Below are 22,954 nucleotides of genomic sequence, written 5' to 3'. Positions count from 1 at the left end.
TACTTATGAATGAATTAAGCAATAAAACACGAGTGATTTTAATTGGTGGCTCCTCTCATGTAGGCAAATCCACCCTTGGCCAATCTTTGGCGGCGAGGCTTGGTTGGAGTTATCGTTCTACAGACAAACTCGCTCGGCATCCTGGACATCCTTGGGTGGGTGCAAATAGAAATGCTATTCCAGAACACGTAGCAGAACATTATGGAACTTTGTCTGTTGACGCTCTTTTTGTAGATGTATTGTCGCATTATGAGAAAAATGTGTTACCGCAAGTCGAGATTATCGTTCATTCTCATGCGTCTGATTTATCAACGGAATGCCTTATCCTTGAAGGCTCTGCATTATGGCCTGAATTTGTAGGGAATTTAGTTAGCGAAAATGGTGTTAAAGCGATTTGGCTTACGGCTAGTGACCAACTCTTCTCTTACCGAATCTTTAGTGAAAGTAATTTTTATAATGTAAGTGAGGATAAAAAGCACCTAATTCAAAAGTTTTTAGACCGTACCCTATTATATAATAAACGCATGAGGGAGAAGGTTGAACATCTCGGATTTATATGTATTGACGTAGAATCTGTGTCAGTGGCAGACGAACTTTTAAAAAAATGTATGGAAGTGATACAGGTTTGGTAAATGGGGTTTTTAAGAGAAAATAAATATTAAGCCACTTAGTAGTTTTGGCATTTTAATTGTTACTGAAGAACTATAAATAGAGGGTTATAACCATAGTTATAACCCTGTTTACAGTTAAGCTTGCTGTAATTGTTTTTGTTGCAGCTTTTGGACAGCTTCTACCCAAGCAGGTGCCTTTTTACCATTAATAGGTGTTAGCTTTTGCCAGTGTTCTTGTAACTGCACTTGTGTTAAGTGGGGTAACTGTTCCTTCCCCCAGTTAATCGCATCTTGAGCAGTTTTCCAATCTTTCCAGGGTTGTGATTGGTGACTACCCTTGTTGGTTGGCACTATCTCGATAAGTGTAGCTTCTAACCAAAGGTGCGCGTCTTCATCCCGCATGAGATTTTGGCGTGCCATTAAAAGTGCGATCGCATTTCGGATCTGGTCGATATTCCACAACTGCGAGATACTTACTAATTCCTCCCAGGTGTCCTCTTCTAGCTGTGTAAGATGTCTGCCATTGGGATTAGTTTTGCACACAAGTAAGTCTTTGAGGAAGTTGACAAGACTTGTATGGATAGCAGTTGGCTGTTTACCAGATTCAATCCAATCTTGAAGGATGCCTAAATTGCCCGTAATTTCTCCTTTGATGATATTTTCACAGACGGTGAGTAAATCGTATTCAGGAATAGTGCCTGATAGTTCCCAAACCCAGTTAGAGGTAATTTCCTCTTCACCTAGTAAGGTTAACTGGTCTAGTAGTTTAAGTGAGTCGCGCAGATGTCCCTTGTTTGCTTTAGCTACGGCGGTAACTGCTGATGGCGCAATGTTGATACTTTCTTGGTGAGATATTTGTTCTAGGTAGCTTGCAACTAGCGAGACAGGAACTCTCTTAAAGTCAAACTTTTGGCAACGGGAGACAATGGTTTCTGGAACTTTGTGTAACTCGGTTGTGCAGAAGATAAATACTACATGACGGGGAGGGCTTTCAATGGTTTTGAGGAGTGCTTGCCACGATTGGCTACTTAGGGCATGACATTCATCAATAATGAATATTTTGAATCTACTCTCCACTGGTGCAAATTGGATAGTGGATATAAGCTCTCGGATCAGTTCTACCCCACTATTGCTTGCTGCATCCAGTTCGGTTACATCAACAGAAGAAGATGCTGTAATTCCCTTGCATGAATTGCATTCTCCACAGGGCTTAGTTTTCGGCTCATTGCTTGATTGACAGTTGAGGGATTTAGCGATGATGCGGGCGGTACTGGTTTTGCCTGTACCTTTGGGGCCGCTAAATAGGTAAGCAGGTGCAATCTTTTGGAGAGCGATCGCATTTATAAGAGTGCGAACGATATGTTCTTGCCCAATAACTTCACTAAGAGTCTGGGGACGGTATTTGAGATGTAGTGGTTGGTACATAGTTTTGATGATTAAAAGTGTTTTATTTACTCCTTACCAACTGCACTGATAAGGAGTTTAATTTTTAAGCAGTCGCGGCTTCTTTTTTCGTTCGTGACGAGCGTGAGGTTGACTTACCTTTAGTAGTATCTTTCGCCACTAAAGATGGTGATTCTATTTGAGAATTTTCACTATCATTTGTTGCCTGCACTACATCTGTTACTTCTTCAGTGCTAGGCTCAGGTTGAGTGCTGGCTTCTGTCTTTGTACTTTGGTTATTTACCTTTTCAAACCCCTGCTTAATTTCTACAGGCATTACCAGATACAGCTGATTGAGCAGTCCTCCCATTGGGCAGATAATGACTGGTTGCGTAGGTTTGTTACACCGCACCACGATTTCGTCAGTACTGATGTGCTTCAATCCTTCGATAAGGTAGTCGATATTTAATCCAATACTGATGTTTTCTGAATGATTAGTTGCTGGTTTCATCAGTACCGAGTCAACTGCATCCCCGATATCAGTAGCTTCGGTGTATAGTGTTGCCTGTGTAGCTTCCAATTCCCAGAGAATTTTGACAACCTTTTGCTTGCGTTCAGCTAGATAACTTACCCGCTTCAGTGCGCTCTCAAATCCCTTGCGTTCTAATGTAAATTCATACTCAAATGTTCTGGGAATCAAACTATTGATTTTGGGGTATTCTCCCTCTAAAAGTCGGGAAATGACCTTTGTATTAGGAAGACTAAACTCAATAGTTTTATTTGATAGAAGAATATTGCACACGCTTGTATCGGCACTTTGAGAGAGAATTTTGTTTAACTCGCCAAGTGACTTACCTGGAACAGTAAAGTCAATTGGGTCAGAATATTCGCTATCAAGTATTCCTGTGACTAGTGCTAATTTGTGACCATTTGTACTAGCAGCTTGCCACTTATTGGTATCAATTTTGAAGTTGACACCAGTTAAAACTAACTTTGTTTCGTCACCATTGGTGCAATAGAGTGTCCCTTCAAGTGCAGCTTGGAGTTTCTTGGCACTTAAATTTACTTCTATTGGATTTTCTCCCTTGGGAAGAGTTGGAAACTCGTCAGGTTTTCCGCCAATCAGACGGCATTTACCGCTATTGTGAGTAATTATGCAGGCTTGGTTTTCTACCTCTAAGGTAATTTCTCCTCTGACATTGTTAATAGTGTCAGTTAATAGTTTGGCTGGTAGTGCTACCTGACCTGACGTTTCTACATTAGCGGTCGTTGTAGTATGAATTGTGAGGTTAAGGTTTGTTCCTGTTGCTGATACTATCCCATCTTCATTTGCTATCAGTAAGACATTTCCTAAAATTGGGTCAGTAGGCTTAGGACTAATTGCGAGATAAGCGGTTTCTAGAATTTCTGCGAGTTTAGATTGTTCAATGTTTAGTTTCATTTGTTACTTTGCTTTTAGTAAATGATGTTTGAACGGGTGCTAGAAATAGCACCCTTTTCGGTTACATGAGATAGTTTTTTTAGTATGGCAATTCTTCCATCTCAGTACTGTATGCTGTATAAGTCTGACCTGCTGTACTAGGAGGAAGTGCTGCTACTGGCATATCAGCTGCACCTACCAGGCGATTATGTTCTGCTACAACAGTTGATGTTTTACCGATGCGGTGAGAGAATTCGGGATTTGCCTGCATTGTGGTTTGGATATCGATTTCTTTGCCTTCTGAGAAGAATTCGAGAAAATCGCTTCCATCGGGGTTTGGTGATTTATATGAAGTGACAACTGCTACCCAAGATTTATCTCTTTGGTTGACTGCTTCTTTAGGTTCAAGAGATGGCGTAAAAGTGGGTTGAAATACACCGAGGCGATGAAACTCTGCACGTTTTTCAGCGACAGTTGCATTAGTAAATCGGGCAAATGCAACCTCTAGTTCGCGTTGGAACTGTTTATAAGCCTCGCCAAATTTTGACGATGCAACGCCTTTAATTGATAAGACAATTGGTACTGAGTGCAGGTTATGATTATTTTCATCAACAAGTTGCAATAAGTAGAACCTTCTCAATACTGCGGCATCTTTGCCAAGTGCTTGGTACATTTCGTACCCATCAGGTGATTCGTACACTCCTACAATCTTGCCGTCATCGCGCTGTTCAATATATCTGGGAGAAACATCAAGAATGTGCATCCTGGGCGATTGCAACAACACTCCCATTTCTGGCGTGCCACTAGAGAAGGTGTGCTTGTGTGTAGGTTCTTGTCCTTGCCAGTTAATTGCTGCTAAGTATTTATCTTTGATAAACAACCCGACTTTTTCTGCTTCCATGTGGTTAATGACTTGGCAGATGCAGATGTTACTAATCGGCGCATTGTACTCAGGATTTGCAAATTTAGAAATAGCTAATTTACGCTTTTGTATGTTTGTATTATTCTGAACTGTTTGTTCAGGGGGTTCAGACTGGGATACTGTGCTTTCTTCAGTAGTAGAATTAGTAGGCTTTGCTTGATTTCTTGCCATAATTTTAATTAATGGAAATCAATATTTAATGCGTAAAGCAAAAAGTCGTTGTAAAAAATCAAAGTCGTCTGTTATTAAGACGACTTAAAAGATTGATTGATACTTAGTTATTTAGATAAACTTTTCATCACACTCTCCCCTTAAGCCTGTAAAGCTGTCAATGCAAGTATCTTCCTGAATAATTTCAGTTTTAGTATTTATAAGTGTCTGGTATATTTGCTGAAAATTGATGATAATCTGTCTTAGAACAGATGTGTTTTCAGTTGTGAAAGTCAGTGACACAGATGCCATGCTTGAATTATGAATTGCGACTGTTTGTTCTTCAGGAGATCCATAACTAGTTATTTGACTGTCTTGACCAGGAATAAATCTATAAGAAGCAATAGTTTCAATTGCCATATCTATCTCCTTGTTCTTTGGAATTTGATTTCAAGCATTTTATTACTAAGTTTGGTGATATTACTGACCTTCCAACCAGCAAGCTTGCACTTAGTAAGTGCTACTTCTAACTCTTGCTGTGTAAGAATTTTGTATCTCATATATTGTCCCCATATAGGGAAGATATACGTGACATATTTAGTTTTATCAATTTGGCAGTATGCCATGCGTTTGTAGTACACTATGGTTTAATGAGTTTAATGATTCTGGTAGCTACGTTTGTAGGGTTATTTGAACTCAAGAAGGCATCTTTATCTACCATTTCTACATAGCTATTATTGGCTTGTAGCCAGCCTTTGAAGGTTTTGTACTTACGATTGAAGAAAACTGATTCAGATATAACTGAAACTAATACACCACCCGTTACGAGTAACTTCCAAGCCTGGTAGATATGTTGGACAAGTTCACAAAATGGAGGATTCATGATACAGGCATTGTATAAATGACTGGGGTTAAACTCCAGAAAGTTTTTCCCTACGAGATTAAATCCTTTGAGTTCTAGAATTTGTCGTAAATCGTAATTAATCTCAACCACCTCTAGTTGAACATTAGGGTAGGTATTAGTGATATACTCAGCAATATTTCCACTACCTGCACTAGGCTCTAAAATTTGCCAATTTGGTTTAATATCTGCCAGTTGAACAAGCCGTTGACAGACTGGTTTAGGAGTAGGGAAGAAATCTCCATCTTTCATGCCAATGATTTCTAACTCAAGCTTATTGAGTAGTTGCTTGGTAGTATCAATTGCTTCAGGTTTTACTACCTGTTGAATTTCTGTTATTGCGGATATGATTTCGCTTGGTGTATGTAATCCGGCGCGACTTAAAGACTTTACCCAGTCTTGGTAATATTCGCCTGCCAATTTTTCGTGGACTTTCTGAATTGTTTCTCCCATTTGGGAAATTCTAAATAGGGCTTCTACTTGGGATTTGTGAGATATACCGCGTAGTATTGGTGGGATATTTCCTACTTCCCACATTTGTGCGATCGCAAATAGCCAAGACTGGATGATTTCAAGTTCAATTCCTTCTTGGATGATCCCTTGAGCTATAGTTTTACGACGCTTTGTCACCCTTTGATTTCCAATAGCAGGATTTTTCTTTTGGTCGATTGTTGGCTGTATGGAAGCAGCTAAATTACGGAGGGCTTCTGCTTTTTCTAAATTAGGAATATTAAAAATATCTGCTATGGGTGAATTATCATCGTTGTAGGGTAGATTTAGTAGAGATAGTTGCATTGCTTGATTCCTTTAAATCTTTGACGGCGCATTCAAGAATTAGGGAGGTTGGTACATTCCAAGCTTTTACCTCCCATTCAGTAGCTAATCGTTCTGAGTGACGGATAACTGCACTACTACATTTGTTTTTTCTGACAAGCCAATCTCTAAACTTTTCGGCTTGTTTTTTGCTATCGAACCCGAAGTAGCTGGTTTTTCTATTTCCCAAGGGGTCAGTAATAGTCGCTACCCGACGCGAGAGAATATTGAGCGTCCAACCACTGTTAGAAGTGAGTTCGATTTTCGTGATATTTAATTCTGTTGGATTCATATTTCAACTTCCGGAATTGCTGCTAAATATTCCATAGTTGATATTTCTTTTGCTAGCCATTTATCATGTGCTTCTTGAGGGGTCATTTTGTGGGCTAAAAGTTTTTTCTCCTTATCATCTTCTACAAAAGGAGCAAGTGTTTGTTCTAGTCGGGCTTGGAAATTCAAATGTTTGTCTTCTGAATAAGTAAACTGGTAAATACTATCAGTATTAACGAACAAGTAAACCAGGCTAATTTGCTCCAATGGTATTCCAGTTTGTTCGTATAGGAGAAATAACCTCAGTTGAGTTTGCCACTTGCTCTCAAGAATTTCAAATTTAGGAGGTTTTTGAATTGTCCAGTCAAACCCAACTACTTGATTTTCACCATAGATAATAAGGTCGCACTCGCTGTAGAGAAGAATATCGTGGCATAAATATTGAAGTTGAGCGTTCCATTGTTTGTTGCCAGGAATATTTAGAAAAGGTTTTACCTTATCGACCCAGTTATTAATTTGGGGGTATGCCTTCAATAAAGCTTCGACTGGTAGCCCTAACCCAATTTGTTGCATAATGAGGTGAAACTGACCGCCAGCAACTTCAGATTCACTTTTGATAGTTAGATTACGAGAATTTATCGTTGATAAACATTCTGGATTCTGTTCAACTAGTTCAAGCGTTTTGTGATTAAATCGATTCATGAAAATATATCCCAAATTTAGTTTTTGGGATATATTTGCGTAAGCTATTTGTGGTAATTTGTTTGCGGAATATAGTATTTTTTAAGTTGGTCGATGCTTGTATATAAACTTCGGGTTGACATTGCGGTGAGGTCAAAATAACTGGCGAACTTTTTCAACCCCCCAGTGAGGGTTAATTCTAGTAGATACTGGGCTGCGATCGCACTCGTCATTTTATTGACGAATAGTGATTGATAATTCCGTGCTTGAATTTCTGCACATGAAAGGTTATTGTCAGTAAGTTCTTCCGGTTGAGGAACTAGCAGTTCTGGGTGAACCAGCACCGGGGAGGGAAGATGCAACCAGAATTGAGGTTTGTCTGGGTTATTGGAAGCTTGGACTATATCAAAATTAGAGTGCGTTCCAATTACTACTTGTCCAGAGTAGTTGCTGTTTCCACAATCCAGCCAAAATAGAGATGCTGGCTCCTTTGCACTGTTTATTTTAAGAACAGAGTGAATTTTGCTCCTGGCTGTGCTGTTATCGACACAGCCAATAATTACCGTTAGGGTATTCCACCAACTGGCCGTGCGAATCATGTCTTCTTCAAACCAGTCGCAAACGGCTGTAATCTCTATTCCATACTTGGCACTGCATCTAGCAGCCAGTGTTTCTGCCTTTGGTAGCCCAATTTCAGCTTGTTGATAATTTTGGCGGCTGATATTTTTGAGTTCGACAGTATCGCCATCAACGATCGCAAAGTTAATTTCTTTCCTAGTGCGCTGGAGTTGCAGAATAATTCGACATAAATCTTCTGCAAGAAACCCGCCTGTTCCTCCTACTCCTACTAAGACGAAGTTGATACGAGTATGATTGCGAGGTAAGACGGGTAAAGCTTGTTGGTAAGTAGTTAATTCGAGCATTTTACCTGTGGCGGCAGTTCAAATATTTGATTGGGGTTGATGTCGAAAAAGTGATTGTATATCCCGATGCGGGTATAGATTGTGGGAATGGTATTCAGTGTGCCAATAATCGCGAACACTCGAAATTTGCCTTTTTCTTCTTGATTGTCTGCACTTGAAGGATAGGCAGCTAGAGTTCCATGACTGTGCATTTCCACCAAGCATTCTGTATAGTTTTTATCAAGTACGCTTTCTAAAGATAAGACGTGAGTAGAGGACGCAGTTTGCAGTGGTGTGTGACACCACCATTGGTTGTTTGTCACTCCCAAGTAGAATAGGATTTCCTGTTGGGGGTTGATACTAGCAGCATTGATAATCTCGGCGATCGCTTGACTGGGGACTTTTGGGACTTTCAGACGAAAGTAGGGTTCAAGGGGTTGGAGTCCAGCGACTTGAGTTTGAGTTAGTTGCAAGCAAACCTCTAACTCGCGGCGGTGCGATCGCAAAAAAAGCCCATTTGCTGCCAGCCAGTATTCCTGGAGTTTTTGACTGTAGGGAGGAAAGTTATTACTTGTAGCGAAGTGATAACCGATAAAAGGATTCATTGTTAACTGAACAAATGATTGATAATGTCTTCTGGAGTTGTGATTTTCCAGCTATGAACGGGAACAAGGTCACTTGAAGGGTAGGATTTAGCTTTAGATTCGTGTAATTTGATTAGCTGGTTGCAGATATTATCAGGATGAGTTTTTGACTTGCCTTGAGACAAATCCTTGTTAAAAGGTGATTTCCAGAATAGATCCCAAACTTGGCTTATGGTTGCAGCACTGCACATACTGAGAGAATTTCCCCCAAAGCAAATACTAGAGTCGTCCCAAACGTTAGGTAGAGGAGGCTTGTACAGTTGTGCGTCTGGTTTAAATACCCTGCCTTTAACTGCCCACAGGTAATATCTACTACCGCATCCAGCAAATAAGAATGCAGGCATTGGTACAGTAATTACTTCAGGTTCCTGTCCTATAATTTGAATTTGATATTTTTGGGGAGAGTAAAATTGAATAATAGCCTCTCCCTCTGGATTTTTACCCCACCAAATCGTGTTGCTAGAAAGCCATCCAGACGCGGCAGTTTTACTTGTGAAGGCTTTCTCTACTGCTTCAGGAGACAAGAATTTATATTTAGACTCTTTGCCTTCGCGTTCGACTAAAATAAACTGTCCTTTGAGGATAATTAACTGCCCTAGTAAATCATCTTGGGGAATATTGGCTAGCAGGATTTGAGAGACATTTTCTAAGTTGATTATTGGTAATATATTTGTGTCTACATTCATGCTTTTGATGCTTGGTTCCAAATTTTAACTGCTGCTTTTCGAGCAGAAAGAGATGTTTCTAACAAATGGCTAACCTCATTTGATTTCTCCATCATCGAGACGGCTTCTCGCCACTTTTGAGCGAGAAATACGATATTCTCATAAGTCCATTCCAGCCAATCGCTTGTTTCATACGTAATATCTAGCCAAATATTTTCAGTTGAGTAATCTATAATTCGTATGGCTATATCTAAATATTTCAGGGGACTTTTGTAACGACGACACAGCTTTACAAATTTCTCGAAGTAAATTTCTTCTGCTGGAGCAATGTAGTCAGGAGTAAAACCAAAATTTAGTTTCCATTGGCTGATATTGTACCCTTGCCCCATCAATGAAAGTAGGAACTTTTCTGAGTATACCAGTTCTTCAAAATCTTCATTCCACCACTCAAGTCTTTGTGGTGAAACTAGAATACTATCACGTTCGGGATTAAACTCGATTTCATCGATATATTCTACTGGGAATAGATTTTCATTCACTAGGTTAATAAATTCAATTTCTCTATCTAGATAAGCACTGCTTGGATGTGATTGGTTATTAATAGGTATGGTTGATTCTAACCATTCTTCTGGAAATAATCTTTGATACAGACTTAAGATTTTTACTCGTTCCGAAAGATTTTCTAGATAATTAATTGCTGTTAGACAAGTAATGGGTATTTTGAATGAGTGTATGTTGCCAAGCATAATGAATCAGCCGCTACGAGTTATAGCGGCTATAGATTTTTGATTACAGTACAGGATAATTACTCGTAATAGCAGGTTGCTGTTTAAGGCTTTGAGCAACTTTTTCGCTATAGGTTTCCCAAGATTGACCGAGCTTGATAGCTTTATCTATCTCAGGTTGTAAGGTAATTAAATTTTCGAGATTAATTTGACTGTTTATCTCTAGAAGCTTTATCTGCCATCCTAACTTTAGTGCAGGATTTATTTCTTCAAAACTGTTTTTCAATCCTCTAAATTGGCTTCCTTTAGTACCTGCTTTTTTGACCAAACGAATTGAAATTGTATCATCAGTTGTTTGTCGTTCAATTTCGGCATTAGCATACTCTGGAAAGTAGACGCTAATCGCTGTTTTGAGTGTATTGTCATCCTGGGCGATCGCCTCATCCAGAGGAATTTCTTGTCCTTCAATAATAGCAATGTACTTCATGGTAATTAAAATAGTGACAGTTGGTTGTTAGGCGCAGGTTTTTTATCTTTATCTTCAGGTAGGTTACGCTTTTGTACTTGTTTTGATTGTTCCTGTCGATTCTGCTCTGTAGTCTGCTTTTCCATCCTTTGTTGGCAGATATTTAGCATTTCTGGGAGAGATTTTTCTAAATCCTGTAGCCAGTTATTTATGATAGGCTGAGATTTAATCTCAGCTATGGGAATTATCTTAATAATCGGAGGTGCATCTTGAATTCCAATTGAGACAATTGCTTTCTCAGGATTTGGTGTTAACTGAATTGTTATTATGGCGGTTTTTGTAAAAACTATCCCGCTAGATGAATCTTGACTTATAACTTCAGTATTTACTGATTCATCTAATGTCTCTTCTAAATTGCTATTATCCTGAATATCAGGATTAAAATCTTTACTGCTATAGCTATTTTCCAAGCCAGTTGCATTCTCGTCAGGTGATGTTTGATTACTCATGATTAAGAGAGATTAGCTAATCTAAATAAGGTGCGGATAGTAATACCTGTCTTGTTAAAAGACTGCCATTTGTAGGCGCATTCGCCTGGTTTGTACTTAGGAGAAAATTGGCTCCAGGTGTCCCATGCCTTAAATAAAATGGGACTAACGCTCTTGAGTGCCATCCCGACTTGAATCCACGAATGGTAATCATCTGCAAATCGAGGGTGGATGACTTCGAGTAGTACAAGTGCGGTTTGAATATTGGTTTCTATTGAGGGAATTAAATGAGCGTATCTGTCTACCCCATATCTGCGGTTATATTTTTCTTTGGGTAGGTTAAACTTTCTTGTTTTTTCTTGTTTGGCAAGCATTTGGGCAATTACCCAATCGGGAGCTATTTCTATTTGGCGTTCAGATGGACTACAGCCGGGAAGCCATCTGTAATTTCTACCTTCTGGGTGAAAGGATGGGGGAAGAATTGAAGCTAGGTTTTTGCCTCGAAACTCCAGGTGTTCGTCCTTCCCAGTTTTGATTTTACGAGATTTTACTTCCCAAGCTTTTGATTTGGGAATGAGGTATAGGCGTTGGCTGCGGTATTTCCTCCCAGAGGTAAATGCAATTGTGGGAGGGAGATATTTTTGAGCGCGATCGCATAACGACTCCATAGGAGTATCGTGTAACGACTCCGTAGAAGTTTCGCTGATGGGTGTTAGCTGGTTGAGTTCTTTTGGTTCTAGGTGTTCGTTAATTTGGATGATTTGTCGCCAGGATGTTTCCCCATCGCAGTCAATAGCTACTAAGTACCCTTGAGGATGATTGAAACCGCAAACCAAGGCTACACCAGTGGGGGTGATAAATCTGTTATTTGTCCAAAATTTTAGCCGACGGCGGACGAGTTCAGTTTGTAGTTCTTTGGGAGAGTAAGTATTTTTTTCCCATTCTTTCCCTAGAGGACGTTTACCAAAGGTAGGAACGATTCGCCATTCTTCGGGTAAGTTGTCAAGTGAAGATACCAAATGACGGATTTGGGCATGCATGAGTTCATAAAACTTTTTATTAAATGACTCCTGCACGCTTATTGCGTTAGTTTATGTAGTGGTTTTCATTTCTGTTGGCTCTGGTTCTACTTGAATGATGCGAACTCTACCCATCATTTGTTTTATATTTCTCTTAACGTAGAAATTATCCTCAATTGCCAGTCCGTAATGGTACATATTGCAAAGTTATTTTCGTATTTCACGCCTTTTCTCCCATATTTTCAGTCTCAAAGGCAAATGTGACAATTTTATGTTGAGCATATCTCTTGCCGATGATGCTCCCAGCACCATCCCAACAACTAGTCGTTTTTGTTGCTGAATATGTAGCATCCCTGCCTTGTTTAGTCTATTTAACTACGGAGCTATACTTAGTCGTGCTTCTTCAACTGCTGTAATATTTTGCTATCTTCATTTGTTTTTTACGTGTTTACCTGACTAGGTGCAATATCTGAGTTTAGTCTTCTTGTGTTTATACTCATTTTGAGTATAATAGTTCAAAATGAGTACAAAAAAGAAGTTGTTATGATGGCACTTTCACGCCCTCGCTTACAGGTTGTCCAGAATGACGAGATTGCCAAGGCAATTGAGACAATTCGCAAACACCGTCCCGGACTCATCAATGATTCGATGGTAGTTACATCAGCCTTGGTGGAATATGCGCTGGCTTTAGAGTCAGACAAGCCCCGACAAGCCAACTATCAAACCCCCTACGGCATGACGATCGTGAAAACAGGTGGTGTAACTTGTGAAACCGGAATCTTCCAGTTTCTGATTCGGAACTTCAACCGCATCGCCGCCATTTTCGCGCATATTGACAATGAAGATGATACGTTCATAGATTACATTTCACGGGGAGATAAGCCTGTCTATACCTTTGTTTTCAAGGGAAAGGGATTTACTGATTTTGAGTTTATCCATATCGCAACTGATGGGTCATCGCTGTTTGAGGAGTGCCTGACGCTGCTTGTATTAGATTTCAAACATCATCGCGATGATATTCGCTTTAATGTTATTTACGCTAACCAGTTTGAGGAGAGATGGGGGCAGAAGTCTGTTAGTGATTATGTTCCATCCCTTGATGAAATGGCTAGAGCATTTTTTCAGGATGAAAGCTACTTTTTCGGTGGCGGGGGTGGGGAAACTTCATGTACCTGGGATTTAAACTGGGAAGCTGATACTACTGCCTATAAAGGGTTTGAGATAACAGACACACGGTTTATTGACTATTCTCATGCACTTGTAGGGTTGAAACCGTCTTCCGTTGCAACAGAAAAATATGGTGTAGAAGTCTTAGTCCGTTCTGGTGTGCTAGCTGTCGGTCGAGATTTGCTACATCATCGATATCGATGTATGTGTGATGGATGGACAGAGGAACGACAGGATCTAGATTTTTACGAACTGGGGTGCATCTTTGGTCAACACTTTGGATATAAAGCTATTTTTTCACCTGCAAGATTTCTTAGCGAGATCGCTAGCAGCACGATCAAAACCACACCTAACGCGACTGTGTATGTTGAGAAGGGTAAGCGGATCGAAGTATTGCCCATGAAGTGGGAAAATTCATGGTTTACCTGCACTGTTGACGGGAAAGCCAGCAATCAAGGATGGAGTCTCTTACATGATAACCCTAACCCTTTTAGACTCTACGATATGAATGATTTTTTCCCTGACCATTTAGAGCGGTACAAGCAAAAGAAAAAGAACCCCAAATAATAATCGGCGGGACGCTTAGCTCGACTTTATCCAAATGCTAGAACCTTTACATAACAATGGCTCTGGCTTACCAGATTTTTTCTATAATTTTCTGGATGGCGGTATAACATCACATGTGTGAAAAAGTTTAGCTCCTTGGCTGCAATCCAAACACCGTTGAGAATGGCTCCAACTTCAAATGGATAAAGTCGAGCTTGGGTTGTGTTGACAAATCCAACATTTGCGATAGCCGAAGGCTTAAGCTTCGCTTATCGCACTCTCAGATGATACACAAAGCGTCATCTGAACATCTTTTTTATTACTACCAGTAATTTACTGGTAGTAATTGATTTTTTATAATATAAATATTTCAGATGGTGATTATGTTTTAAGCCAATCTTTTGTTAAGTGCATTTTCGACTTGATAAGTCCCAAGAGTACAGTTTGCATTGCAAGGAAAGGTAGGAAATTCAAGATGGTTATTCATAGTTTTTGTTACCTTGCACAGTACCATTATCCCCTCCCTACCCTTCTTTTTTTGATTGTGATAGTAGCTGATAACCTCAAACTCATTATTGCCAGCCTCAAATCTACTTCCTCTATATTGAGAGATAGCATTGTTCCAATCTGGTTGCCAGAGCATGAGTGTATCTATTGCCATTGCTCTCACAGTTGGGTTATCTAATTTCATTAGGATATCTGGTAAGTAATGACATTGTTTGGCAATTACTTCTCGTGCGTAATTTATCAGCCAATACTCTGCTTCTCTTAAAAGAGCTTTTGATTCAAGATTTTGGCACACTTCATCGTAAACCTTAGACATTAAATATGCCCTTTGTTCAAAAACCATCCCATTAGTTCGCAGTTTTAAGTCTGATGGATAATTAATTATCAAATCAGCTAGTTCATCACTGATTTTGGGAAGAGGATATTCATTGTATTGTGGGATTTCAGGATGGGTTATTTTCACCTGATACCCTAGATTAACAGCATAATTTATAATAAAATCAATATTGTTAAACTCGACAAAATCTCCTATTTGAAAATTTGTTTCTGTAAGTAAATATGATGGTGCGTGAATAATTTGAAATCTTTTAGAGTTTGGATTTGAATCAGCTAATAGTTCGACGTACATCGCTTGTTCTCAAAACTTTCATCAATCTTGTGCGTAAGCGATGTATGTGGTTGAATTACTAAAAAAATAATCCTACCCAAGCTGGATAGGATTATCTTAACTATTGATTAATAGTTCTTGTCTCTGTTGTATTGATTATTTCCTTTAGTAGAGATAACCCAACTGATTTAAACAGTGCTTCGTTATCATCAGGACAGCGTTGAATTGTTGTACAAGAAGAGCAGCCGTATTTACAAGGACAATTATCGACTAGAAACTTTGCCTTAATAAAGGCAGTCTCTAAATACTTGATGAGGGTATCGCACATACCTGTACCATGTTCACAAGCATCAAAGAAATAACCAACTATCCTAGTATTAGATGGCACTTCTACTAACATGAAATCTATATCTCGACTGTTTGCTCCATGTTCGACAAGTGGTAAACTGAGTATAAGGTGATGAGCGAGAGTATGAACGCAAATTTGGGTTTCATTGCTTTCAAATAGTTGTTTCTCCTCATTGGTAATATATTTCTGTTTATTAAGTATTTCTTTTCTGTGATTTTTGACCAAAACTGAAAAATATTTTCGTGCATCAGCGTTAATTTCAACCCTGATACAGAATGTATTGTAGTTAAGAGCAAGTGATTCTTCGTACTTATTTTCCTCCAAGAGTTCGACAAATTCTCGTTCAATCAGTTGGGTTTTACAAGCAGGGCAAGTTTGTAAGTGTCCAGATAAATTTAAATTGAAGTTGCGACATCTGTTATTCGTGCAAGTCCATTTTTGTTCCAGCCTGTACAAGTTGTAGCCAGAAATTTCTTCTTTGATTTTGGCTGAAACAGGTGTAAATCTAGCAGCCCCTTGGGGAAGATTGATAATTTTGGCTTCCCCGACAATTTTAATTTCCTCGAAATTTAGGCTTCCTTCAGGACGACTAAATAAATTGGTTGCTTCAATTGGCTTGAGAATGGCTTTCCCTTCGGTTAAATTTAGTTCTTGTGATTTATACTGTACCGGGTTGCCATCAAAGTCTTGAGCAAGATATATAGCACTAGGGTAAACTTCTCTTAGTGCAGAAGATGCCGAACTTTCCTCAAACTCTTCTGCGCTATCTTGATTGATATAACTGATGTTTTGGTCAGTGTTGCCTCTAACTTTAATTTTTGAGTGGACATAACCGAGATTTCGATTAGTTGTCAGTCTTTGATTGTAGCTGAAGATTAGTTGATTATCACCTATTAGCTGTCGGGCGATCGCATTACCAGAACTACCAAAATGTCGGGCAATTTGAGCTTGTGTCGGTTTACTTTCTTTGCAACAAGCGAGAATATGCTGCTCCAAAGTTGTTTCATAATTGTGGTTAAAGTTGATAATTTCTGGAGGATCAGATAAAAGGCGTTCTGGGTAATTGGCGTAGTAAGAATCCATAATCGACCTTTTCGACGGAATAAACACCAATAGTCCTGCTTCCTGTCTCCCCGCACGTCCTGCCCTTTGGCGAAAGGCAAGAATTGAGCCGGGGTAACTATGTACGATAGTTGCATCAATACACCCAATATCTAGACCCGCCTCCAAAGCACTTGTAGATATAATGAACTTGACCTTCCCGCTTTGTATATCTGCAATAATTTTGTTACGCTGATTTGCCTTCATGCTCCCATAAAATGCTGAGATGGTTTCTCCCAGGTGGGGCAGTTGCATCTCGATTAAAGCTTTACGTATGGCATTAGTTAAAACCTTAACTAGTTCCCTACTATCGCAGAAACAAATCCCGACGATGCGTTTACTTACGAGCATGGCTGCGACTTGGGCAGTTTGGTAAAATGTATTATTTCGTGGTTTGAGGCTAATAAAAGTAATCTCCGAGCGTTTTGCCCCACTTTGGTCAATAATAGCAAGGTTACTTTGTTCTTCTCGATTAGATATCTTCTGGGCAATTTCGCTGCTGTTACTAATTGTTGCAGAAGCGAAGATGTACTGTAATTTTGAAATATCATTGCCGACAGATTCTATCATAAGTTGAGTTCGCCGATTAAGTAGTGCAAAATGCGAACCAAATATGCCTTGATAAAAGTGCATTTCGTCACAGACTATGATTGAAAGTTTTCTGATTGTTTCTCTAAATCCCCAATTTGAATCGAATTGGTAGTTGTTAAGTTCGTGGTTCCATACATCAGGAGTCACGCATAAAATTGAGGGTTGATTGCTGTAAAGTTGTTTGCGCTCTTGAGGAGGAATATCTCCATTAATATTGAGAATTTGGGGGCGAATATTTTCATCTAAGTGGCTAACAAAAGAACGTATTTTCTCTACCTGGTCAAATGCAAGTGCTTTCAAGTTAAAGAATACTAAAGCTGATTTACCCTTTAGACACTCATGAATGATTGGAATGAGAAAAGAGATACTTTTACCACTGCTGGTAGGAGTTTGGAGAATTATATCTTCTCCTTTTTTGTAAGCTTGCCATGCCTCGACTTGATGAGAATATAGTTGCGTGATTTCTGACTTACTTAAGGCCAGTTTAACTAGAGGGTGAATATCATCTGGAATGGGATAAAGTTTAGCTTCTTGAGCGGGAATTACTTCGCAGCTTTGTAGTTTTCCAGATCCATCAAGTATAGCAGCTATCTCTTGGTAGAGAATACTTTTACCTGTTGGTGCTTGGTTTAGAGGTAATAAATTACCGCTATTGACTTCATGCTCCCAATCGAAAATAATTTGGTTTAAACTACCCTTTTTAAAGTAAAGGTTTTTCTCAATGATGGCGGCGATATGTATAACACCATGTTCTTTGGAATAAACCTGCTTGTTTGCTTCTAACCATTCAGGCTGGTTCATAAAAAGTTACCTACTTGCTGTTTTACCAGGTAGGCGTTAGTCCAAAGTAGTGGTTTTGGTTATTGCTATACTATTGATGCTCTGCTTTATATTGTCAAAACGTAAATGCTTTTGGCGTTAATGAAATTTGTGCTTTAGTACTATAACTATCTACAAGCTGTTCTAAGCGTTCAACAATACTGCCTTTAAGGATGGAATAGTTAGCTTGATTAGTGACAATTAGCGATAGCTCAGTTGCCCATTGCTCGTAATTAGAACTACCAATAATACCAATAGAAGACTGGATATAGTTAACAAGAATGCTGTCATTGAAACCAAAGCCACTTTCACCCCAGATGCAAGCAGATTGCAGCAAATACTCGTAGTCTGCGAATACTTGAAACTGAGGGTTCCATCTAGGAGCATTGCTCCGATAGTGGACGAAACCATTGCTGTCGAATATCTCTTGTTGCCATAGAAGCTGCTGTAAGGAGCAGCAATTGCTAGGCGAAATAAAAGGCTTTCCTTGACGAACAACATTACCATTGCGGATGACATCGCGGCGGCGCTGCTGTCTTGCTATGCCATATCGAATATTGGGATGTTGTTTAAAGTACTGCCGCATTGAGCCAACAAATTCAGGAGCAATGCTATTGTCATCGTCCAGGTATGAAACAATGTCACCACCAGCTGCATCTAGTCCCAGGTTACGGGCGTAGCACAAGCCAAAGCCACTGCTCGGTTCAGGGTGTTCCATTTCAATGTAGATTATAGGGAAATCAGCTTTTGCCCTAATGCTGGTGATAATATCTCTAGTATCAGGATTAGTGCCATCATTGATGACGATCCATTCAAAATTGTGGTCAGTTTGACTTTGAATGCTTGGCAGTGCAGTAGATGCAAGCTGCACAGGTCTATTGTATGTTGCAGTGATGATTGATAATTTCAAAGCTCCATACCTCTATCATTTGATTGCGTTGTTGTTGAATCGATCGCAGCTTGAATTTGTTGCCATCTTGTTACGTCCTCGTTTGTTATACCTCTAGCGGTTTCAATTTGATTACTTGCAAGAGATAGCCGAATTAACGTTAGCTTTTCATTGGTTCTGGCAACAATCAAACTTTGCGTGGTGCTATTGAAGCGGATCTGGTAGTTACTGCCTTCCAAGACAAATAGGTTTTCTCTCTCTGTGCGAATGGATTGAGGGTAGGCAGTTGCTTGTTGTGCGAAGAACACTCTAGCTATGGGGGCTATTATAGTAGCACGTTGCATTTGTTCTTGCTGTAATTGCTGGTAGTTCCATTTCCCAAGTTCTACGCCCAAATCCATTTTTACCAAACGTTCTGCTAAAATTGCCATTTCTATCGGGCCAACACCTCCAGGGACGGGCGTAATGTTTTGGGGGATGCTGTAAGCACTACGATCTACATCGCCAGCAACACCAGAAGCAGTAGGTGTGAAGCCACCATCGACAATCAAGCGATGAGACGGGAGTACATAAGGAGTGAAAATTCCTTGTCTTCCGGTGACAGATACCACAATGTCAGCTTCAGAAGTTCTACTCAAGTCATCACCGTCTTCCAAACAGAAACAGCTGATTCTACTTGCTTCTAAATATTTGATGACACCATTACCTACAAAGCCACCTCCGCCGACAACTGCAACATTGGAATCCCTTTGTGCATAGGATTCAACAATTCTGGCGATTCCTTCAGCAGTAGCACAACTTTCAAATAAATTGTTACTTTTTCTGCGAACAATATCTATATCTTTTTGTGGTTCTAATAACCCAATTGAGCTTGTAAACTTAGTTGGAATTGGGTATTGAACAATAGCGGCAGTCACCTTACAATCTTCATTGATTGATTGAATAATTTCATCAAATTGCTCCACTGCAATATTGGGTGACAGTACAATATGGTTAGGATTAATGCCAATAGCGTTGAACGTTGCTACTTTTTGTTCTGCTGAGATTCTAGCTGCTTCGGATCTAGCTCTTAATTCATTAGTGGCATTTTCTGAAGCCTCAAATCTAATAATTGTTACTTCTTTTTGAGATGTTTGAAAAATGGATTTGTATTTTTGACATTCTTGCTTTACGTGTTCTCGTATTAACTGTCCGTCTATGAGTGTCATTTAATATGGCGTTAAATTTGATGAATAAAATTGTCTGGTACAAACAATTTTTCTGAATTCCTAATTAGAATTCATTGGAACTAGGGCGTTTAGTGATTTCACCAACTTCTTTACCGTTACAGGAAACCCAGTTGGTGACGTAGCGTTCAGTGTCATGGAAGCCACTAAATTCAATACTGTTACCAGAACACATATCTTTGAACCATTGTTCTGCTTCTTGTTCTGTATTGAATGTTCTAGCAGCAACTTCTTCTAGTGGAAGATTCCAGTTTGTATTGCCATATAAATCGCAAACATAATGTGTCATATCTGTTACTCCTTTAACAATATCTAAAAACCACTATGACAATTTTAAATCAACAACAACAGGCTGAATTAATTATCCAACAAGCTTGCAAGGAAAATTTTACTGATAGCGAGAAAGCTATTTACGATGACTTTATTCTGGAAGCGGGGGTAAAAAATCCAGCTAAGATGACTGAGGCTACTGCTGATGCTTTGATTAGATACCTTAATGGCTGCGAAGCATCTAACGAGTTTGTTGCTAATGTAGTAAATCGCCTCGCGCAAGTTGCCCCATCTCATATAATGACCAAGATTCTTCTTAGTGACAATGACGGTGATGGTGTACCTTTATACGAGGAATTAAAACTTGGAACAAAGGTTACGGGATTTGATACCTCTTTTGAAATAGCGGCTGCAAGACAAAGGCAATATCAATTTTCTCCAACTCAGAATTGCGATATGGAGTTGTAAGTATAACCTGAACATTATTAGGAATTTTATTGAAAATATAGATAATACATGTTGAAGTGCGAAATGTGGATATAAAACAACCTTCCTTAGAATAGAAGAATTAAAAACGGGAAATCCTCGAAATAAAGCTGACATCAGGCATGATAGTGTCGATAAAAAAAGCTTCAGCTAAACTCTGTACAATAAATTATTAAATTAGTCCTTACTGCATCTGCTTCACCGTAGCACTTATGTCAGATCAAAGAGTACCAGAAATCGAGCTGCTCCGTGCGGCGTATGCAGCCTTCAACGCGCGAGACATTGACGCTGCCCTTGCTCTCATGACTCCGGACGTGGTTTGGCCGAGAGCGTTCAAAGGCGGTTTTGTCCGTGGGCCTGAAGAAGTTCGCGCTTACTGGACGGAGCAATGGAGCGAGATCGATCCGCACGTTGAGCCGCAAACCTTTTACTTGGAGGAGGGCGGGCGCATTTTGGTCTCGGTGCATCAGGTCGTGCGTGACTTGGCTGGAGCAGTTCTTGCTTCGGAACACGTGGGTCATCGATTCACCCTTGAACACGGCTTGATTCAAGCTATGGAAGTCTGTCCACCTCCATCGTCCACCCCAAAGGCCTAACCACGCGCAAAGAGCGAACAGGCATTTCTAGGGTGGCCTTCTTCATATTGAGTATAAAAAATGCGCTACTGTTAATCGCAAGCGCATTCCCAATCGTGTACAGCCATCGCAATACTCCCAGCCCAATAATCAGGCGATTCCCTTGTAAGTTTAACTTTGGAAAATTACGCCAGTATCGTTATCTTCATCCCAAAACCACCAACCTTGAGATAATTCACAAAGAACGCGCATTAGTGCTAATTGTTGATGTGTGATTTCCCCACTACCGTAGCTGACGTTACTAGTGCCGTCCCATGATTTAAGAATTAATTCTAAATTGTATCCATTGCCCATAATCCAACTGGCGTAGAAGCAGTCTTTGGATATTTCTTCCATGATGGCCAGTAGTTCGAGTGCGGCATCAGGATTGGGTGATTTCATGGCTTCAAGTGCAAGGCGGAGGTTTTCTTCTCTGTCTGCAAGAAACTCCGAAAAAGCTGCTCTATTTGATGGTAAATTATCCTTTTCAAGTGTGATTAATTTTCCATTTACAATCTTGACTGGAGTTATATTTGAGTAGTCAGTTTGGTCATCTTCACTTGTCTTTGCTTTTATAGCTAAAGGATGCCAATGGATGCGTTCAATTTTATTAGTTTGAGGATTTGTCCATGCCCAGAATAGTTTGTGAGATGCAGCACCCTTAACTGTAAGATAAGTTCTTTTATGTCGAATAGGATAGTCTACACCTTCCTCTTTTTTCGCTTGTAAAAAATCTTCTATAGACGGATATTCTTCATTGGGATATGCCATTACACGTGGTGCTGTCGCATATGTGTAACCTGAGATGCTGCTATCACCATTTTTAAATGGTATCAGATTCCATTTTTCGTTTATTGGATTCTGTATCCAACACTCAAGTGATATTGTCTGTACAAACTGATCTAAAATCTGAATTGCACAAGGATAGTAAAGTGTGAGTTGTTGGTTGCTATTAGTCATTATTATTCCATCCATTCGATAGGGGATATGGTTTCCTTTTTGGCGGGAAGTATTTTAACTTCATAGCCATAAAGAATTAATTCGTGCAAAGTTGCTAGTAGTTGCTTGAGTGATATACTGTCCCATTGGCTGCACTCTAATATATGTTTCAATACCTGATCGGGAGCATTAACCACCCAAAGACTATGAATTCTTTTGTTCCTAAATCCAGCACATAATTGAACAATTGGTTGTAACTCAACTGTTATTTTTGGTATATGAATAATTGCTGAACTTATAGGGATTACTGGTTTATATTCTAAGTTTTTAGATTGTGAAAAATATGGGTCACTGTACCATTGTCCGTCGATTTGGTATGCAATCATTAGGTATGGCAATGCTTTAATCGCATTTATAGTTCCCCATCTAGCAGTTTGTCCTGCATGAAACCAGATATAAGAGCCGTTGTGTATTATCATGTGCAAGTTTTATAATTTGGACTTGAGGCTTTGCTTGTTCAGCTAATTGATAACTTCGTCTGTGGTAGAAAGTTTAGTTACTTTGTCTACTGAACAATGATTTCGTATTTGTATGAATACTTGGTTTCAAATTGCAAATATTATTCATTGCAGTAAACTTTATACTCAGGTACAACACTTTAGATATAAGTGATTATTTTCTAAATCACTTATAATCAATGTCTACCTTGCTGATGTGTGTAACAACTGTGGTAATTAATCTACTATCAATTTGATGTGCTTTTTAAAACTAAATGCTTGCTAT

Annotated in this window: 26 protein-coding genes; 4 read left to right on the top strand and 22 right to left on the bottom strand. The window is 39.4% G+C overall.

What is annotated here, in order from left to right:
• Window positions 1-5 precede the first annotated feature (5 nt).
• Complete coding sequence (locus NCWK1_RS18080) at window positions 6-632, top strand: 2-phosphoglycerate kinase (RefSeq protein WP_103125786.1); 627 nt, start codon at window positions 6-8, stop codon at window positions 630-632.
• 114 nt (window positions 633-746) lie between these two features.
• On the opposite strand, the gene dnaX is transcribed toward NCWK1_RS18080, so the two are convergent.
• The 15 genes from dnaX to NCWK1_RS30450 form a co-directional block, all read right to left on the bottom strand.
• On the bottom strand, window positions 747-2,036 hold the full coding sequence (gene dnaX, locus NCWK1_RS18075) for a DNA polymerase III subunit gamma/tau (protein WP_103125680.1): 1,290 nt from the start codon (window positions 2,034-2,036) through the stop codon (window positions 747-749).
• A gap of 64 nt (window positions 2,037-2,100) precedes the next feature.
• A complete protein-coding gene (dnaN, locus tag NCWK1_RS18070; RefSeq protein WP_103125679.1) occupies window positions 2,101-3,435 on the bottom strand; it encodes a DNA polymerase III subunit beta in 1,335 nt (444 codons plus the stop codon).
• Between the two features lie 79 nt (window positions 3,436-3,514).
• Window positions 3,515-4,507 (bottom strand): DUF5895 domain-containing protein, encoded by a 993-nt coding sequence (locus NCWK1_RS18065; RefSeq protein ID WP_103125678.1) that lies wholly within the window; start codon window positions 4,505-4,507, stop codon window positions 3,515-3,517.
• Window positions 4,508-4,618: 111 nt separating this feature from the next.
• The gene (locus tag NCWK1_RS18060; RefSeq protein WP_103125677.1) at window positions 4,619-4,906 is read right to left on the bottom strand and encodes a hypothetical protein; all 288 of its coding nucleotides are present in this window, start codon (window positions 4,904-4,906) and stop codon (window positions 4,619-4,621) included.
• Window positions 4,907-5,126: 220 nt separating this feature from the next.
• Window positions 5,127-6,182: a DNA methyltransferase family protein gene (locus tag NCWK1_RS18050; RefSeq protein ID WP_103125675.1), complete on the bottom strand. Its 1,056-nt coding sequence runs from the start codon at window positions 6,180-6,182 to the stop codon at window positions 5,127-5,129.
• On the bottom strand, window positions 6,145-6,492 hold the full coding sequence (locus NCWK1_RS18045; RefSeq protein ID WP_103125674.1) for a hypothetical protein: 348 nt from the start codon (window positions 6,490-6,492) through the stop codon (window positions 6,145-6,147). Before NCWK1_RS18045 ends, NCWK1_RS18050 begins: the two co-directional genes overlap by 38 nt.
• Window positions 6,489-7,172: a hypothetical protein gene (locus NCWK1_RS18040; protein WP_103125673.1), complete on the bottom strand. Its 684-nt coding sequence runs from the start codon at window positions 7,170-7,172 to the stop codon at window positions 6,489-6,491. The genes NCWK1_RS18045 and NCWK1_RS18040 overlap by 4 nt, the downstream gene beginning before the upstream one ends.
• A gap of 44 nt (window positions 7,173-7,216) precedes the next feature.
• Complete coding sequence (locus NCWK1_RS18035; RefSeq protein ID WP_103125672.1) at window positions 7,217-8,074, bottom strand: ThiF family adenylyltransferase; 858 nt, start codon at window positions 8,072-8,074, stop codon at window positions 7,217-7,219.
• A complete protein-coding gene (locus tag NCWK1_RS18030) occupies window positions 8,062-8,658 on the bottom strand; it encodes a Mov34/MPN/PAD-1 family protein (protein ID WP_103125671.1) in 597 nt (198 codons plus the stop codon). Before NCWK1_RS18030 ends, NCWK1_RS18035 begins: the two co-directional genes overlap by 13 nt.
• A gap of 2 nt (window positions 8,659-8,660) precedes the next feature.
• Complete coding sequence (locus tag NCWK1_RS18025) at window positions 8,661-9,383, bottom strand: prokaryotic E2 ligase family D protein (protein WP_103125670.1); 723 nt, start codon at window positions 9,381-9,383, stop codon at window positions 8,661-8,663.
• Window positions 9,380-10,108 (bottom strand): hypothetical protein, encoded by a 729-nt coding sequence (locus NCWK1_RS18020; RefSeq protein ID WP_103125669.1) that lies wholly within the window; start codon window positions 10,106-10,108, stop codon window positions 9,380-9,382. Before NCWK1_RS18020 ends, NCWK1_RS18025 begins: the two co-directional genes overlap by 4 nt.
• 43 nt (window positions 10,109-10,151) lie before the next feature.
• Entirely contained in the window at window positions 10,152-10,574 is a 423-nt protein-coding gene (locus NCWK1_RS18015; RefSeq protein WP_103125668.1) for a hypothetical protein, read from the bottom strand.
• Window positions 10,575-10,579: 5 nt separating this feature from the next.
• Complete coding sequence (locus tag NCWK1_RS18010) at window positions 10,580-11,062, bottom strand: hypothetical protein (RefSeq protein WP_103125667.1); 483 nt, start codon at window positions 11,060-11,062, stop codon at window positions 10,580-10,582.
• A 2-nt stretch (window positions 11,063-11,064) separates the two neighbouring features.
• Complete coding sequence (locus tag NCWK1_RS18005) at window positions 11,065-12,081, bottom strand: bifunctional DNA primase/polymerase (RefSeq protein ID WP_103125666.1); 1,017 nt, start codon at window positions 12,079-12,081, stop codon at window positions 11,065-11,067.
• 51 nt (window positions 12,082-12,132) lie between these two features.
• Window positions 12,133-12,258, bottom strand: a complete 126-nt coding sequence (locus NCWK1_RS30450) for a hypothetical protein (protein WP_281259137.1) — start codon at window positions 12,256-12,258, stop codon at window positions 12,133-12,135.
• A gap of 345 nt (window positions 12,259-12,603) precedes the next feature.
• Here NCWK1_RS30450 and NCWK1_RS18000 point away from each other — a divergent pair, with 345 nt between their 5' ends.
• On the top strand, window positions 12,604-13,794 hold the full coding sequence (locus NCWK1_RS18000; RefSeq protein ID WP_146034007.1) for a hypothetical protein: 1,191 nt from the start codon (window positions 12,604-12,606) through the stop codon (window positions 13,792-13,794).
• Between the two features lie 367 nt (window positions 13,795-14,161).
• On the opposite strand, the gene NCWK1_RS17995 is transcribed toward NCWK1_RS18000, so the two are convergent.
• The 5 genes from NCWK1_RS17995 to NCWK1_RS17975 form a co-directional block, all read right to left on the bottom strand.
• Window positions 14,162-14,908, bottom strand: coding sequence for a hypothetical protein (locus tag NCWK1_RS17995; protein WP_103125664.1), 747 nt, complete (start codon window positions 14,906-14,908; stop codon window positions 14,162-14,164).
• Between the two features lie 100 nt (window positions 14,909-15,008).
• The gene (locus NCWK1_RS17990) at window positions 15,009-17,729 is read right to left on the bottom strand and encodes a DEAD/DEAH box helicase (protein WP_103125663.1); all 2,721 of its coding nucleotides are present in this window, start codon (window positions 17,727-17,729) and stop codon (window positions 15,009-15,011) included.
• Window positions 17,730-17,823: 94 nt separating this feature from the next.
• Window positions 17,824-18,657 (bottom strand): glycosyltransferase family 2 protein, encoded by an 834-nt coding sequence (locus tag NCWK1_RS17985; protein ID WP_187308175.1) that lies wholly within the window; start codon window positions 18,655-18,657, stop codon window positions 17,824-17,826.
• Entirely contained in the window at window positions 18,654-19,844 is a 1,191-nt protein-coding gene (locus NCWK1_RS17980; protein ID WP_103125662.1) for a bifunctional 5,10-methylenetetrahydrofolate dehydrogenase/5,10-methenyltetrahydrofolate cyclohydrolase, read from the bottom strand. Before NCWK1_RS17980 ends, NCWK1_RS17985 begins: the two co-directional genes overlap by 4 nt.
• A gap of 64 nt (window positions 19,845-19,908) precedes the next feature.
• Window positions 19,909-20,151, bottom strand: coding sequence for a hypothetical protein (locus NCWK1_RS17975; RefSeq protein WP_103125661.1), 243 nt, complete (start codon window positions 20,149-20,151; stop codon window positions 19,909-19,911).
• Between the two features lie 35 nt (window positions 20,152-20,186).
• Between NCWK1_RS17975 and NCWK1_RS17970 the strand changes: the two genes are divergently transcribed.
• Complete coding sequence (locus NCWK1_RS17970) at window positions 20,187-20,600, top strand: hypothetical protein (protein ID WP_103125660.1); 414 nt, start codon at window positions 20,187-20,189, stop codon at window positions 20,598-20,600.
• Between the two features lie 230 nt (window positions 20,601-20,830).
• Window positions 20,831-21,214: a nuclear transport factor 2 family protein gene (locus NCWK1_RS17965; protein ID WP_103125659.1), complete on the top strand. Its 384-nt coding sequence runs from the start codon at window positions 20,831-20,833 to the stop codon at window positions 21,212-21,214.
• 150 nt (window positions 21,215-21,364) lie between these two features.
• Here the strand turns inward: NCWK1_RS17965 and NCWK1_RS17960 are convergent, their stop codons facing one another.
• Window positions 21,365-22,192 carry a hypothetical protein gene (locus NCWK1_RS17960; RefSeq protein WP_245894929.1) on the bottom strand — a complete coding sequence of 276 codons (828 nt, stop codon included), beginning with the start codon at window positions 22,190-22,192 and terminating at the stop codon, window positions 21,365-21,367.
• 2 nt (window positions 22,193-22,194) lie between these two features.
• Window positions 22,195-22,650: a hypothetical protein gene (locus NCWK1_RS17955; RefSeq protein WP_103125657.1), complete on the bottom strand. Its 456-nt coding sequence runs from the start codon at window positions 22,648-22,650 to the stop codon at window positions 22,195-22,197.
• Between the last annotated feature and the right edge of the window lie 304 nt (window positions 22,651-22,954).

Source organism: Nostoc cycadae WK-1 (genome assembly GCF_002897135.1).
Classification (GTDB): Bacteria; Cyanobacteriota; Cyanobacteriia; order Cyanobacteriales; family Nostocaceae; genus Nostoc_B.
This window is presented reverse-complemented; position numbering and strand designations above follow the sequence as displayed.